The 13,862-nt window shown below is 66.6% G+C and carries 11 protein-coding genes; 4 read left to right on the top strand and 7 right to left on the bottom strand.

Going from position 1 to position 13,862, the window contains the following annotated elements:
- Positions 1-846 precede the first annotated feature (846 nt).
- A complete protein-coding gene (locus AC07SZ_RS09395) occupies positions 847-1,905 on the top strand; it encodes an aminopeptidase (RefSeq protein WP_494914024.1) in 1,059 nt (352 codons plus the stop codon).
- A gap of 81 nt (positions 1,906-1,986) precedes the next feature.
- On the opposite strand, the gene AC07SZ_RS09400 is transcribed toward AC07SZ_RS09395, so the two are convergent.
- Positions 1,987-3,531: a bifunctional AfsR/SARP family transcriptional regulator/alpha/beta hydrolase gene (locus AC07SZ_RS09400; RefSeq protein ID WP_056571328.1), complete on the bottom strand. Its 1,545-nt coding sequence runs from the start codon at positions 3,529-3,531 to the stop codon at positions 1,987-1,989.
- A 209-nt stretch (positions 3,532-3,740) separates the two neighbouring features.
- Here AC07SZ_RS09400 and AC07SZ_RS09405 point away from each other — a divergent pair, with 209 nt between their 5' ends.
- A complete protein-coding gene (locus tag AC07SZ_RS09405) occupies positions 3,741-4,385 on the top strand; it encodes a class I SAM-dependent methyltransferase (RefSeq protein ID WP_494914025.1) in 645 nt (214 codons plus the stop codon).
- A gap of 40 nt (positions 4,386-4,425) precedes the next feature.
- On the opposite strand, the gene AC07SZ_RS09410 is transcribed toward AC07SZ_RS09405, so the two are convergent.
- From AC07SZ_RS09410 to AC07SZ_RS09420, 3 genes are all read right to left on the bottom strand, one after another.
- On the bottom strand, positions 4,426-5,244 hold the full coding sequence (locus AC07SZ_RS09410; protein ID WP_494914026.1) for a hypothetical protein: 819 nt from the start codon (positions 5,242-5,244) through the stop codon (positions 4,426-4,428).
- Positions 5,245-5,251: 7 nt separating this feature from the next.
- On the bottom strand, positions 5,252-6,754 hold the full coding sequence (locus AC07SZ_RS09415) for a helicase HerA domain-containing protein (protein ID WP_494914027.1): 1,503 nt from the start codon (positions 6,752-6,754) through the stop codon (positions 5,252-5,254).
- 317 nt (positions 6,755-7,071) lie between these two features.
- Positions 7,072-7,731 (bottom strand): glutathione S-transferase family protein, encoded by a 660-nt coding sequence (locus tag AC07SZ_RS09420; protein WP_494914171.1) that lies wholly within the window; start codon positions 7,729-7,731, stop codon positions 7,072-7,074.
- 175 nt (positions 7,732-7,906) lie between these two features.
- On the opposite strand from AC07SZ_RS09420, the gene AC07SZ_RS09425 reads away from it, so the two are divergent.
- Together AC07SZ_RS09425 and AC07SZ_RS09430 are read left to right on the top strand one after the other, a co-directional pair.
- Positions 7,907-8,215, top strand: coding sequence for a hypothetical protein (locus tag AC07SZ_RS09425; RefSeq protein ID WP_056571320.1), 309 nt, complete (start codon positions 7,907-7,909; stop codon positions 8,213-8,215).
- 589 nt (positions 8,216-8,804) lie between these two features.
- Positions 8,805-10,916, top strand: coding sequence for an alpha/beta fold hydrolase (locus AC07SZ_RS09430; protein ID WP_494914028.1), 2,112 nt, complete (start codon positions 8,805-8,807; stop codon positions 10,914-10,916).
- On the opposite strand, the gene AC07SZ_RS09435 is transcribed toward AC07SZ_RS09430, so the two are convergent.
- The 3 genes from AC07SZ_RS09435 to AC07SZ_RS09445 form a co-directional block, all read right to left on the bottom strand.
- Positions 10,894-11,724, bottom strand: coding sequence for an aldo/keto reductase (locus AC07SZ_RS09435; protein WP_494914029.1), 831 nt, complete (start codon positions 11,722-11,724; stop codon positions 10,894-10,896). The genes AC07SZ_RS09430 and AC07SZ_RS09435 overlap by 23 nt on opposite strands.
- A gap of 143 nt (positions 11,725-11,867) precedes the next feature.
- Positions 11,868-12,500 carry a Vgb family protein gene (locus AC07SZ_RS09440; protein ID WP_056571316.1) on the bottom strand — a complete coding sequence of 211 codons (633 nt, stop codon included), beginning with the start codon at positions 12,498-12,500 and terminating at the stop codon, positions 11,868-11,870.
- A 36-nt stretch (positions 12,501-12,536) separates the two neighbouring features.
- A complete protein-coding gene (locus tag AC07SZ_RS09445; protein WP_494914030.1) occupies positions 12,537-13,757 on the bottom strand; it encodes a helix-turn-helix domain-containing protein in 1,221 nt (406 codons plus the stop codon).
- Positions 13,758-13,862 lie beyond the last annotated feature (105 nt).

A 13,862-nucleotide genomic window follows, 5' to 3' on the forward strand; every position in this document is an offset into this window, starting at 1 on the left:
TTTCGGCGGGCGCTGTGTCGAGACGGGGGAGAAGGCCGTGGTGGGCGGCGCGTCCATCTAAGCTGCTGCGCCAGCTTTTGCCCGTACCGGCGAAGGTGGCCACTGCGATAAAGATAGGGATCATCGAATAGATATGTCGTTAGCGCTGCGTAGTGGACGATCGCCGCTCCCAAGCCTCATTTCCCTGCCGGAATGTCTTCCGAACCACGACATGCCGTCAATGGTGCCAGTGAACAGAGCGGGCAGCTACCAAGCTCAGTGAAATCTTGCGATGGTACGTTGCCATCGTAACGCCGCCGAAAAGCGTCGGTTGAAGCAAAGAATTACGTGACCAAATTACGGTGACAGACAGCGCACTCTTTACGTCGCCTGTCGGCCAATCACCCACCCCGCACCATCCCCCAATCCCCGCCACCAACACCCCCTGCTCACCCACCCAGAACCAGTGGTCCTCCGCCTCCACCTCGACAAACCGCGCCTCGGCTATCCTGCCCGCCAGATACCGCCGGGCTTCCACCCGCACCGCCCGGTCACCTCTGCGGTGCAGCACCAGCGTCTTGGCCGAGACTTTTGACAGCAGCGGGCGGACATTGGCGTCGCGCAGCGCTTGCGGCAGGCAGGCGACTGCGCCGGAGCTGGAGGCGGCCCTAGGGAGGCGGAGCGCCAGGCGCGCCTGGCGGTCGGCGACGACGCCCGGCGCAAAAGTTTCGCCTGGCCGCCTGCCAGTCCTGCCAGTTCGAAAGTCCGACCTGTTGCCACCGCCAGCTCTTGACGAAAATCGGTGCGCCTGACACGAGGGCAAATGAGCATTCGCGCCATGGACGACAAGCAGGCGGTGGGCAAGCTGTGAAGCGCTTTTTTCGATTGCTTGCCGCTGTGGTGACGGCGTCCGGCGTGGCCGGGTGCACCAGCGTTTCCTACTACGCGCAGTCGCTGGAAGGCCATGTGCGGATCATGGCGGCGCGCGAAAATGTCGGCAGGCTGATCCACGATCCATCGACGCCGGAGGCATTGCGCGCCAAGTTGACGTCGGCGAGCGCCATACGCCGCTTTGCCACGGACGAGCTGGCGCTGCCCGACAACAGCAGCTATCGAAGCTATGTCGACATCGGCCGGGACAATGTGACCTTTGCCGTTTTTGCCGCGCCGCAATTCTCGCTCACGCCCATGACATGGTGCTTTCCGGTCTTCGGCTGCGTTCCGTACCGGGGTTACTTTTCCCAGAAATCAGCGGCTGAAAGCGCCGGCGACCTGCGGCGGAAGGGGCTGGACGTTTACGTTTCGGGCGTCACCGCCTATTCCACGCTGGGCTGGTTCAGCGACCCGCTGCTCAGCACCATGCTGCGTCAGGACGACACCTATATTGCGAGCCTCATCTTCCATGAGCTGGCGCATCAGAAAATCTATGTGAACAACGACTCCGCGTTCAACGAGGCGTTCGCGGTCGCCGTCGAAACCAGCGGCGTCCGAAAATGGCTGCGGGTCACCGGCAATCGCGCCGGATTGCGCCGCTACGAAGCCGGCCGCAAGCGCAGCGCGGATTTTCTCGGACTGATCGCGCAAACGCGCGAAGAGTTGCGGCAGGTCTATGGAAGTCCCCGCGCGCCCCAACAGATGGCTGCCGCCAAGACAGCCACGATCGACAGGCTGCGGGTGCGCTACCGGCAGATGCGCGACGGGCGCTGGGCCGGATACCGCGGATACGACGCCTGGTTCAACAGCCCCATCAACAACGCAAAGCTCGCCGCGACGTCCGTCTATGGCGAGCAGGTCCCGGCGTTCCTTCGCCTGTATGATTTGTGCTCCGGCGACTATCCAATGTTCTACGCTTCCGTTCGGCGCATCGCGGAGTTGCCCGCGGCCGCGCGCGCCCAGGCGCTGAAGACCGCGACGACCTGTAATTGACGTCGGCGAATACGGCGGCCGGCCTCGCATACTCGGCCCCGACCCATGCCTGATATGGCCGACACGCGCGCAAGCGGGCCCTCACCGTCCGCCCGCCATCGCCGCGATCGTCTCCAGCAGCGCCCGCTGCTCCCCCACCCAGAACCAGTGATCCTCACCCTCCACCTCGACAAACCGGGCTCCCGCGATCCGCGCGGCCAGGTACCGCCCGGCCTCGATGCGCACGGCATGGTCGCCGGCGCGGTGCAGGACCAGCGTCCTGGCCGAGACTTTTGACAGCAGCGGCCGCACATCGGCATCGCGCAGCGCCCGCAGCAGGCCCGCCACCGCGCCGGGACTGGAGGCGGCCCTGAGCAGGCCGGCCCACCAGGCACGCGCCTGGCGGTCCTGGGCGACGCTGGGCGCGAAGGTCTCGATTTCCGCCGGGCCGCCCCAGCCGGCAAGCAGGCGCCGCTGCCACAGATCGTATTGCGCCGATGTCAGCGCGAAGGGGTAGTCCGGCGCGTGGCTGCCCTTGGCGAGCGAACCCCACAGAACCAGGCCGGTCAGGCGGTCGGGGTGGTCGACGGCAAAACGGATGCAGCCCGGCCCGCCCTCCGAGGCGCCGACCAGCAAGGCTTTGCGGCTGCCGGCCGCGTTCATCACCGCCAGAATGTCGCGCGCCGTCGCCTCGACGGTCGGGCGGGCGCCGACCCGGTCGGACAGGCCCATGCCGCGCCGGTCGAACAGGATCAGACGGCCGAGGCGCGACACCGCGCTGAGCCAGGCGCGGCAGCTCCTGTCTTCCCAGATCCGCTCGACATGCGAGATGAAGCCCGGCACCAGCACGATGTCGGCCGGGCCGCCGCCGACGGTCTGGTAGGCGACATGGATGCCGTCCACCTCGACATAGCGGGTCCTGGGCATCTCCAGTTCGGGGTCGGGCATCGGCGCGCGCAGCAGGGCGAGCGTGGCCGGGTCCGGCGCCACACCGAGTTCGTCGCGCAGCAGCCGCGTGCAGGTTTCGCCCTGGCGCTCGGCCGCCGCCCTGTCGCCGGCCGCCAGATGGGCGCGGATGAGGTGGCGGTGCGCGCTTTCGCTCAGCGGGTCGAGCGCGGCAAGCCGCGTGGCGTGCGGGACAGCGCCGCGCGCATCGCCGCCGGCGATCCTGGCTTCCACCAGCCGCTCCAGCGCCTGCACCAGCCGGCTGCGCAAGGCCTCGCGCCGGAAGAACACCCATTCCTCGAATTCGGGACAGTCCGGCAGCGAGAAGCCGGCGAGGTAGTCGCTGGTGTAGAGGCCGGCGGCCGCGTCGAGCAGTCCGGCGTCGCAAGCATGGTCGAAGGCCCGGGAATCGGCCTCGACCGAGAGCGCCGGGCGCAGGCTCAGCGATGCCGCGTTGGCGACGATGATCTCCTCACCGAAGGCGACGCGGATCTTGTAGAGCGTGCGCCGCAGGCGGGCGCGGGCGGCTTCCACGTCGGCCTCGGGCCACAGCAGCGTGGCGGCGACGTCGCGCGCCACCGGCCCACCGGCCTCGGCGAGGTAGATGACGAGCGCGGCCGCCTTGCGCAGGGCGAGCTCCACCCGCCGGCCGTCCAGCCGGAACTCCGGAAACCCCAGCAATCTGAGTTGTATCAGCTCCATCGATCCGCACGCGGCCGCGCAAGGATGCCGAGAGGACGTTGAGGGGACGCCGGCCATCTATCCATCCCCGCGACGTCGGGCCAATGGGGCCCGATCAGGAGACTCCCTTGGAGCGAGAAATGTCACCGGTCAATACGTCAAGCCATCGCATGTCGGAACCGCTTGCTGGCGGCGGCACCCCTGCCAACACCGGGCACGGAGGCTGAGCCATGTGCCAGACCTGCCTCTCCTGGTACGCGCGCTGCGTTGCTCCCTACCTCGTCCACGCCGGCTGTTCGGCCGGCGCCTTCGCGCGGATGCGCGGGCGCGTGATCCCGCGCGCAAAGGGGATTGTCGTCGAGGTTGGCTTCGGGTCCGGCCTCAACCTTCCCTATTACGACCCCACCAAGGTGGAATGGCTGATCGGCGTCGATCCCGACGGCACGATGCTCGGCCTTGCCGGTCCCAGGAGCCGTGCCTTGCCATTCCGGGTCGAGTGCCTGCGGGCGAGTGGCGAAAGCCTGCCACTGGCCGATGGCCTCGCCGACACGGTCGTCGTCACCTATGCCTTCTGCACCATCCCGGACCCCGAGGCGGCGCTCGGCGAAATCCGGCGTATCCTGAAGCCGACGGGCCAGCTGATCTTCATCGAGCACGGCCAGGCCGAAGGAAAGTGGTGCCGCAGCTGGCAACGGCGCCTCAACGGGCTGTGGGGGCGCCTCGCCGGCGGCTGTCACCTCGACCGCGATCCGCTCAGCCTGATCCGCGCCGCCGGCTTCAGCCTCACCGAACAGCAGCACGGGCGTTTCGCCCTGCCCTTCTGGCAATTGGGCAGCCATCACGCCGGCATTGCGGCGCCCCCCGCGGCGGCTTGATGGGCGGGTGACGTCAAGCTTGCCGGCGTCCGCCCACCTCTCACCAAAAACCCACCAGCGACCTCAGTATCGCCGCGGGACCAATCGCCTTCCGGCAGGTTTTGCGGAATCCGGCCCGGCCCGTCGCCTCGAGCACGTCATCGTCGATGTCGCGCAGGATGCGGCGCGCATTGCGCCATCCGATCCTGGCAAGCGCCGATGCCAGGTCCGCGCGCGCGGGATCGAACGGGCCCTGATTGGCGGCCGGATCGGCGGGCCGGTCGATGTCATTGCTTGCGCCAATCGCATAGCGGGGGACCGTCACCGGGGCGCCGGCGTCGAAAGGCGAGGCAAGATCGAGAAAACGCGACATCGAACTCAGGCAAAGGGCCGGCGTGGAAACGAGCTGCTCATAACAGACGAAATGCACCGGCGCGCCGGTGCGGCGCAGGGCTTCCATGGCGAAATAGAACTGGTTCCAGTAGTCGGCGGGCGTGCGGAACCTGTACTTCATCTGGCTCGGCTGCGTAAAATCCTGCCTGATTTCCAAAGGCCTGTTCAGGAACGGACCGAGATGTCTGGCAGGCCTGAAAATGCTGCCGTTCCTGGTGAAACGGAACCATGACAGAAGCTGGGTAATGGGGTCCTTGCTCATCACGATGATGGGCAAGCCGCCATATCCGAGCTCGCGCCCGCTCATCAGCGCTGGAAAGATGCCATGCTTCCAAAAGCCTTGGTCGAAGACGACTGGCACGCCGAGATGCGTTTCGACAAGGTGCTTGGCGAGATTTGTGCCGGATCTCGGCGTTCCCATGATGCGCACCCGGGCAGCATTGCCGCCAGGCTGCCTCTGTGATCCGTCGGGGGCTGAACGCGTCATGGTCGTCTCACAGTGCCAGGCTCCCCTGCTCCGCCTCCTCGGCATTGGGATCGCCGGGCGCCGTGGCCCAGGCGAGTTCGACCAGCGTCACCGTGCGCTTTCCCGTGCCGTCGAGCTGGCAGACGATGAGGCCCTGCTCCTCGATATAGGTCAGGAGGCGCCGGGCGCGGCGCAGCGAGTGCGAGCCATAGGCGCGCGCGATCGCGGCGTCGCTCGGGCACGGCCAGCCCTCCTTCGCCGCACGCGCGATCATCATGAACACGCCTTGCATGTCGTCGGGCAGCAGCGACGCGCGGACCGAAACGTCCCGCCACGCGTCATCCTGCGTCGTCTCGGAGCCGAGGCCGGCGCGCGCGCGCGTCAGCATGCGGCGGAACTCCGGCAGATCCGGCACCACCGAGGCGAGGCCCTCGATGCGGCAGCGCACCACGAATTCCTGGTAGAGCACGCCGATGACGCGGAAACCCGCGTCGGGTTGCGCAAGAATGGCGCTCAGCACGCGATCGACCCGTTCGCGCCGATCGGCCAGGTCCTCGGCGCTGATTTGCGGCTCCGCCGGTTCGGGGCGGATTTCCAGCGCCGCCGACTTCGCCGCCATCAGCTGGTCGAGCAGGTCCGGCGACGCCACACGGCGCGGCGCGCGTACCGCCTCGGGCGGCGGTGCCGCCAGGATAATGGCGCGGGCGTCCTCCAGTGCCGCTTCCGGCAGCGGCATCAGCCGCGGCGTGCCGTTGCGCGGGCTGGTGTCGGTCGGCCCGATACGCAGGCCGAGCGGCCGGCGCGACAGCGCCGGCCCCAGCGCCATGAACTGCCCGCGCTCCAGATCGCGAAAGGCTTCCGCCTGGCGCCGCTCCATGCCGAGCAGATCGGCGGCGCGCGCCATGTCGATGTCGAGGAAAGTCCGGCCCATGAGGAAATTCGACGCTTCCGCCGCGACGTTCTTGGCGAGCTTGGCCAGGCGCTGCGTGGCGATGATGCCGGCCAGCCCGCGCTTGCGGCCACGGCACATCAGATTGGTCATGGCGCCAAGCGAAAGCTTGCGCGCCTCGTCGGAAACCTCGCCGGCCACAGCCGGCGCGAACAGCTGCGCCTCGTCCACCACCACCAGCATCGGGTACCAATGGTCGCGGGCGACCTCGAACAACCCGCCGAGGAAGGCGGCGGCGCGCCGCATCTGGTTCTCCGCGTCGAGCCCTTCGAGGTTGAGCACGGTGGAGACGCGGTGGATGCGTGCCCGCTCGCCGGCCGCCTGCAGGCCGCGCTCGGTATGCTCCTCGGCATCGATCACCAGATGGCCATAGCGCTCGCCGAGCGAGACGAAGTCGCCTTCGGGATCGATGATGGTCTGCTGCACCCAGGGCGCGCTCTGTTCCAGGAGCCGGCGCAGGAGATGCGACTTGCCGGAACCGGAATTGCCCTGCACCAGAAGGCGGGTCGCCAGCAGTTCCTCGAGATCGAGGTTCGCTGGGGCGCCCGCCGTGGTGTGTCCCATCTCGATCGCAACGGTCATGTCTCGACTCAAAAAGGTCTCCTGCGCGGCATGGGGCTTACCAACCCAGGCGCCGCCCGTCGAGCACTGATGGCCCACTGCCCGGCGTTGCACACAGTTGCGAGAGACGGTGAAGGCCGGGCGAAGAGCGTGCCATCGCCCGGCCGGCCTGTGGATAGTAACCGCTCATTCACCATGGGCGGTCGTTCCGATTGAAGATGCCGGTCATCCGTCTAGCCTGACCCTGCATCGAGCCCCAACGAGATGCACCCAACGCCCCAAATGGCGGCCGGCGTCTTCAAGTTCCCTCTCTGTATGCGCCGGCCGTCGGTTTCACCTTACATCGTCACTTCCGCACCTTGCCCCGGCACCGGCGGCAATTCGGGCGCGTCGAGCCCGTTGAACGGATCACGCCAGGCCTCGATGCCTTCAAGCTGGCGATACCACCCGGCAAGCACGGGATAATCACCGAGCGGCAGCCCCCCGACATCGTTGAAGGGCAGGAACGTTGCCATGCGGAAGTCGGCGTAGGAGACCCGATCCCCGACCAGCCATTGCCGGCCCGCGAGTGCGGCCTGAAGGATCGCGGCCATCTTGTGGAACAGACCCAACCCCTCCTCGACCAGCTGATGGTCGATCGGGCCCAGATGATAGCGCTGCTTGGTGCCACGCTCGAAATGCACCATGTCGCAGGCCCTGGCGAAATTCTCCTTGCCCCAGCTCAGCCAGCGGATCATCTCCGGTTCGTCATCGCCGGAGCGCCAGAAATCCGAACGCATGTCGCGCGACAGCCGGCAGGCTATGGCGTCGGTCTCCCACAGGCTGCCGCCCGGCCAGGCCAGTATGGGAAGGGAAAGATTGGGATTGAGCGGCCGAAATCGTTCCGCTTGCCCCGGCGCGAAGGGCGACGCGAATTCGAAGGCCACCCCCGCCTTGAGGTGACGCGCCACCGCGACCGCCAGGCGCGGATTGGGGTTGCGGCTGAAATACAGTTGCATTTCGCCCGCGGCCGGCACCGGCTCGACCTTGTCACTCATGAATGCCTCTCCTTGTCCTGGCCAACGTCGCCAGACCAAGGACGAAAGCGGACGGTGCAATCCGACAAAGTTTGGGTTGACCGGCCCCGATGGCGAGGCGACACTTCCCATCGCACCAAAGGCAGGAGGAAATGCGATGGACGAGCCCGAACGGTGGCGCCACATGTCGACAGCGCCCAAGGACGGCAGCCGGATCCTGGTCACGGTGCGCCCCTCCGAACAGGGCCCGGCGGAAGTCGACCTCGCCTATTGGTCGCGCGGCGACCAGTTCGCCGGGGAAGGCTGGCGGGCGTCGGATTCCTCGCCCGGCCGCGTCGTCGAATATGCCGAGCCGGAGCTGAAATGCTGGATGCCCCTGCCCTCGGCCAATCTCAGCCGGGGCGGCTCGATGCCTGCCCCCTGGCAAGGCGACGATGCGCAACAGTTGGACGGTTCGGGGATTTGACGCCGCTTCATCGTCGCGATACCCCAGGGAGAAAGCGGGGAGCTTCGCCATCCACGTCAGGAGTGCAGCGGCGGTGCTGGCCTTCTTTCAAACGCCGGCCAAACAGGCGCACGACGATCCGCGCTGTCGATAGCACCAATGGCTCGAGGGCCTTCCCCCAATCAGTCCTGGATATCGCCAATGCCCGGCTGGCTTTTTGCCGTTCGAGGTAGCGTTCAAGCGCGATGCCGTGGCGCAACCGTGCTGGCGCGGGCGCCGGATAGAAGTCCGGCCGTGAGCCATCATCGAGCCGAAGCGGCCAATCAGTTGACCTTGAGGGCAGCATGGCATCCTCCCGAGGTTGCTCCCGTCGGCAAACTGTCGGCTGCCTGCGTGACGAAGCAGATGAAAGCCGCGTGATGGAATCGTGAAAAACGGCGCTCTTGGCAGATGGCGGTTGAAATAGAGGCCGCTACACCGGACAATCGCGTTCGACACGTGGCTGGGGCGGGATCCGATGACGGGGCCTCATCTTTATCTTCTGGGCGGTTTCGACTTTGCCGGTGTCGGGGCCGTGGTCCCGGCCTTCAGCCGCAAGGCGCGGGCGATGATGGCTTATCTCGCGCTGCAAGCGGGCCATTCGCAGTCGCGCGAGAAGCTCGCGACACTGCTTTGGAGCGCCAACAGCGAGGCACAGGCCCGGATGAGCCTCAGACAGGCGGTGTCGGCCACGAGGAAAGCCCTGCAGGCGTCCGGCGGCCGCCTCCTGACCGACGGTGACAACGTCGTCCTCCATCTCGATGAACTTGATTTCGATGTCGCCCGGTTCGAGGCACTGGCCGCCAGTTCAACGGCTGCGGATCTCGAACAGGCGCTTCTCGTCTATCGAGGCGACCTGCTCGAAGGATTTGGGCTGAAGGAAGAGCCCTTCGAAGACTGGCTGCGGGTCGAGCGCGAGGGCCTGAGGGCGATGGCGGTCGCGGCGCTGGACAGGCTCGTTGCGCACTACTCGGCGCTCGATCCGGCATCATGTGTACGTGCTGCAACGCGTTTGCTGACCATGGAGCCCCTGCGGGAAGACATCCACCGAGCCCTGATGCGAGCCCTTGCCGCTCAGGGCCGGACCAATCTTGCGCTGAAACAATATGAAGATTGCCGTCGTGTGCTGCAGCGCGAGCTCAATCTGCAGCCCGAGCCGGAAACCCGTTCCCTGTACGAAGAGCTGCGAAGGCGCCGGATGGCGCCGCAAGTTCAGTCCAGGACGGCAGGCCCGGCCTCGCCGGCCGGGGCGTCACCAGCGACGCATGCCGACGAGCGGCCGGCATTCGGCGGCGAGCAGCAGCAGGCCTCGACCCACTATGCCAAATCGGCCGGGATCAACATCGCCTATCAGGTAACCGGCGATGGACCGATCGACCTGATCTATGTTCCAGGGTGGGTGTCCAACCTCGATCTTGCCTGGTCGTCGCCGCGGCTTTCGCGTGTGCTTCATCGCCTCGGCACCTTTTCGCGCCTGATCCGCATGGACAAGCGCGGCACAGGATTGTCAGACCGCAGCGTTGGTTTGCCGACCCTTGAGGAACGTATGGAAGACATGCGGGCGGTGCTGGATGCGGTCGGCTCGAAGCGAACAGTTTTGTTCGGCAGTTCCGAAGGCGGACCCATGTGCATGCTGTTCGCGGCGACCTATCCGGAGCGCACCGCGGCACTCGTGCTCAACGGAACCTATGCCAGGGGCACGTGGTCGAGGGACTACCCATGGGCAAGGACGAGCGAGCAGGTGGAAGAAGACTTGGCCGCTGTCGAAAGACAATGGGGCGAGCCTGCGGACATGAGCAATGCGGCACCGAGCCTGATGAATGACAGCTTCGAGAAAGAATGGTTCGCCGCGTATCTCAGGAATTCAGCCTCGCCCGCCGACGCCATCGCGCTCTGGCGCTGGGGGACAGAAATCGACGTACGTGACATTCTGCCTGCCATTCATGTTCCAGCACTGATCGTGCAGACCACCGGCGACCGCTGGGTAAACCCTGAAGAAGGACGCTACCTGGCGACGCACATCGAAGGCGCCAGATACATCGAACTCGCCGGCCGCGATCACGTGATCTGGGGCGAGAATTCCGATCGTCTCGTCGACGAGATCCAGTCCTTCGTTACCGGCACCCTGCCGGCGGCGCCAGACGAACGGATCCTGGTGTCGGTGCTGTTGCTGGAGATGGGTAACCCACCCTACTGTGACGGCGTGGATCTTGTCGAACGCCATACTGAAGAGATCCGTGCCCAATTGCTCACTGCCGAAGGCAGGCAGATCAGGCACTCGGAAAATAGATTTCTCGCCGTGTTCCAGAGGCCGACCCAGTCGATCCAGTGCGCCATCGCGATCCGTCATCGCCTGCGACAATCCGGCGTCGATATCCGCTGCGCGGTCCATACCGGCGAATGCGAGGAGCGCGGCGACGATCTTACGGGGATCGCGATCGAGCTGGCATCGCGGCTGCTCGATCATGCCGAACCGGGTGATATCATCGCATCGCGAACCGTGCGCGATCTCGTGGTCGGCTCCAGCCTGATATTCCAGGAGCGGGGCGACATCGAAGCAAGCGGCCTGCCGGGCATACTTTCGTTTTTCAGGGTCAGCAAATCGCCTTCAGACCCTGGGGCAGGACGTGCCCTCCTCTGTGAGGGAGAGCACGCGATCGTCAGAACAAGAACGACGCCGTAGCCGGGTTCGGTCCGTCGCGGCCGTCGGCCGAATCCATGCCGGCGATCGTCTTCAGGTCCTCTGCGTCCAGTTCGAAATCGAAGACATCGAAATTGGCCGCGATGCGGTCCTGGTGGATCGACTTCGGGATGACGATCAGCCCTTGCTGGAGGTGCCAGCGGATGATCGTCTGCGCGGCGGATTTGCCGTGCTTGCCGGCAATGCCCGCTATGGTCGGGTCGCTGAGCAGCCGGCCGCTGCCGAGCGGGCTCCAGCTTTCGGTATGGATGTTATGCAGGGCATGGAAATCCCTGAGCGCACGCTGCTGGAAGCGCGGATGCAGTTCGATCTGGTTGGCCACCGGGACCACGCCGGTCTCGCCGATGATGCGCTCCAGGTGATCCCGGTTGAAATTCGAGACGCCGATCGATTTGATGCGGCCGGCTTGCTGCAGCTCGATCAGGGCCTTCCAGGCCTCGACATATTTGTCCTGGCTGGGTACCGGCCAGTGGATCAGGAACAGGTCGAGTTGCTCTATGCCGAGCTTCTTCATCGTGTCGTCGAAGGCGCGAAGGGCCGCATCGCGCTTATGCGCGCCGTTGCGCAGTTTCGAGGTGATGAACAGCTCGCTTCTCGGCACGCCGGCGGCGCGGATCGCCTCGCCGACGCCTTCCTCGTTCTGGTAGCCCTCGGCGGTGTCGATCAGCCGGTAGCCGGCCTTGATCGCCCAGCCCACCACTTGCGCGGTGATGCCGTGATCGACCTGCCAGACGCCAAGGCCAAGCTGCGGAATGGTGGCGCCGTCGTTCAGCGTGATCTGTTCGGGCATGGTCGATTCCTTTGCGAAGAGATGTCCGGGCGGTCGCCCAACGCAGCCTATCTAGGCGCGCGCCGGGGCGACGGCCAGTCACCGATGGACAAATTCGCGCGACTCGACTTCGCGGCCCTGATGCCTCCGTCAGAGAAAGCGCCTCACTTCGGCCGGCGCACCGCTCGCACCACCCCGTCGGACGTGCTGCCGCAGTAGAGGCGCTCGCCGCCATCCGATTCCATCCCCGAGACACCGATGCCATCGGGCATGTCGAGCGTCTCCAGGACCTTGCCGGTTCTTGGATCAACGCGGCGCAGATCGCTCTGATCGCCTTCCCAGGTGGCGTGCCACAGCTCGCCGTCCACCCAGGTCACGCCGGTGACGAAGCGGTTGGATTCGATGGTGCGCAGGATTTTCCCGGTCTCGGGATCGATCTGGTGGATTTTGCGCTCGCGGTACTGCCCCACCCAGAGCGTGCCTTCGGCCCAGGTCAGCCCGGAATCGCGGCCGCCGCCGGGCGCCGGGATCGTGGCGAGCACCTTGCCTGTATCGGGATCGATCTTCTGGATGCGATCATTGGCGAGCTGGAAGAAATGCCGGCCGTCAAAGGCGGTGCCGGCATGTGCGGCGACATCGATCGACCGCAGCGTCTGCCCGCTTTGCGGATCGAAGGCATTGAGTTTTTCGCCCGAGGCAAACCAGACGTTCTCACCGTCAAAGCTCACCCCATGCACCCGCTCCACACCGGGAAAGGGTCCGTATTCGCGCAGGATCTCGGCCGCTGCATGTTTCATGTCTCTCTCCTCGTGTGATGGTGGAATGACCCATTCCTAACCATTTGGCAGCGGCGCCGGGAGTAACAAGGTGGTCGTGAAACCGGCCACCGGCGGCGTCATCCAGCGGCGCGCCCGGCCATGGCCGAAGGACTGTACCTTGCCTGCCTCGGCAAGCGGCTCGAGCGCCCGCTGCACGCTGCGCTGGCCGGTGCCGAGCGCCAGCGCCAGCGCCGAGCTCGACCAGGCCTCGCCATCGGCGAGCAAGGCCAGCACCGCCGCGTGCCGTTCCTCGATCGGCCGCGCCAGCACCATAACCGCGCGCGAATGGCGCGGCGCCAGCGTGAAGCCGCGCTTGGTGGCGCTGATATCCGCCAGCGCGGCAAGTTCGGCGCGCAGCCGGCCGATTTCGACGCGCAGGCGCGCGCGGTGCGATTCATCGGCGTGCTTGCCGCCGAAGGCCCGCGCCACGAGATCCTCGCGCGATACATCCCCGGGCCACGCTTCGGCGAGCGCGCGCGCCAGCGCGAACAGCACCGGCCGGTTCGCCAGCGAGACGGTGCTGTCGCCAGCGCGCACGACATAGCGAATAGCGTCGACGACCAGCGCCGGCGATGCCTGCAGCGCCTCGACCTCTTCGAGCAGCAGCGGCCGCTCCGCACCTTGCGTGATCAGCCGCGCCGCCGGTGTTTCGAGCGCCAGCGATGCGCTGGCGACCTCCGCCATGAGGCCCGGAATGCCGGCCTGGCGGGCGGCGTTGCGTGCCCATTCCAGCGCCGCGCGCGCCGGCCGGATCCTGAGGCGCCGCATGGCGATGCCGGCGACAGCGAGCTCATGGGCGGCCCTCGCGGCCGGCGGCAGCGGCGTCGGGTCGAGCCCCGCCAGCACATGTTCGGCCTCATCGAGGCGGCCGATCAGCAACAGGCGCCGAACCTTGAGTTGGCCGGCATGCGCCGCGTTAAGCCGGTCGCCATGCTTTTCCAGCGCGGTCCGCGCCGCGTCGAGCGCCTTGGCCGGCCAGCCCAGATCGCGCGAGACCAGCGCGATCTCGGCCTCGGCGACGACGCATCTGGCGCGCGCGACGGCCTCTTTCGGGCTGAAGGCGCGCGTGGCCCGCCGCAACAAAAGCTTGGCGCGGTCGAAGTCGCCGAGTTGCGCCATGGCAATGCCGCGCAGCGCCAGCGCCGGCGCATCCTCGCGCAGCGCGACGCGGTCGAGCGCCGCGAGCGGATCGCCCGCCGCCAGCGCCAGTGCCGCCGCCGTGATCAGCGAGTCCATTCAAATCCCGTCACACTTGTAACTCCCACCTCGAAAAACACCGCCCTAACTTAAGTCACCACGGCCAAGCAGCAAGCCGCATCGGCAACGGGCGGCACACCAAGG

Source organism: Mesorhizobium sp. GW821-FHT07A06 (assembly GCF_059419085.1).

Coding starts and splice junctions, on each gene's coding strand:
- AC07SZ_RS09400 (WP_056571328.1), bottom strand. CDS start 3,531: ATGGAGCTGATACAACTCAGATTGCTGGGGTTTCCGGAGTTCCGGCTG.
- AC07SZ_RS09405 (WP_494914025.1), top strand. CDS start 3,741: ATGTGCCAGACCTGCCTCTCCTGGTACGCGCGCTGCGTTGCTCCCTAC.
- AC07SZ_RS09410 (WP_494914026.1), bottom strand. CDS start 5,244: ATGACGCGTTCAGCCCCCGACGGATCACAGAGGCAGCCTGGCGGCAAT.
- AC07SZ_RS09415 (WP_494914027.1), bottom strand. CDS start 6,754: ATGACCGTTGCGATCGAGATGGGACACACCACGGCGGGCGCCCCAGCG.
- AC07SZ_RS09420 (WP_494914171.1), bottom strand. CDS start 7,731: ATGCAACTGTATTTCAGCCGCAACCCCAATCCGCGCCTGGCGGTCGCG.
- AC07SZ_RS09425 (WP_056571320.1), top strand. CDS start 7,907: ATGGACGAGCCCGAACGGTGGCGCCACATGTCGACAGCGCCCAAGGAC.
- AC07SZ_RS09430 (WP_494914028.1), top strand. CDS start 8,805: ATGGCTTATCTCGCGCTGCAAGCGGGCCATTCGCAGTCGCGCGAGAAG.
- AC07SZ_RS09435 (WP_494914029.1), bottom strand. CDS start 11,724: ATGCCCGAACAGATCACGCTGAACGACGGCGCCACCATTCCGCAGCTT.
- AC07SZ_RS09440 (WP_056571316.1), bottom strand. CDS start 12,500: ATGAAACATGCAGCGGCCGAGATCCTGCGCGAATACGGACCCTTTCCC.
- AC07SZ_RS09445 (WP_494914030.1), bottom strand. CDS start 13,757: ATGGACTCGCTGATCACGGCGGCGGCACTGGCGCTGGCGGCGGGCGAT.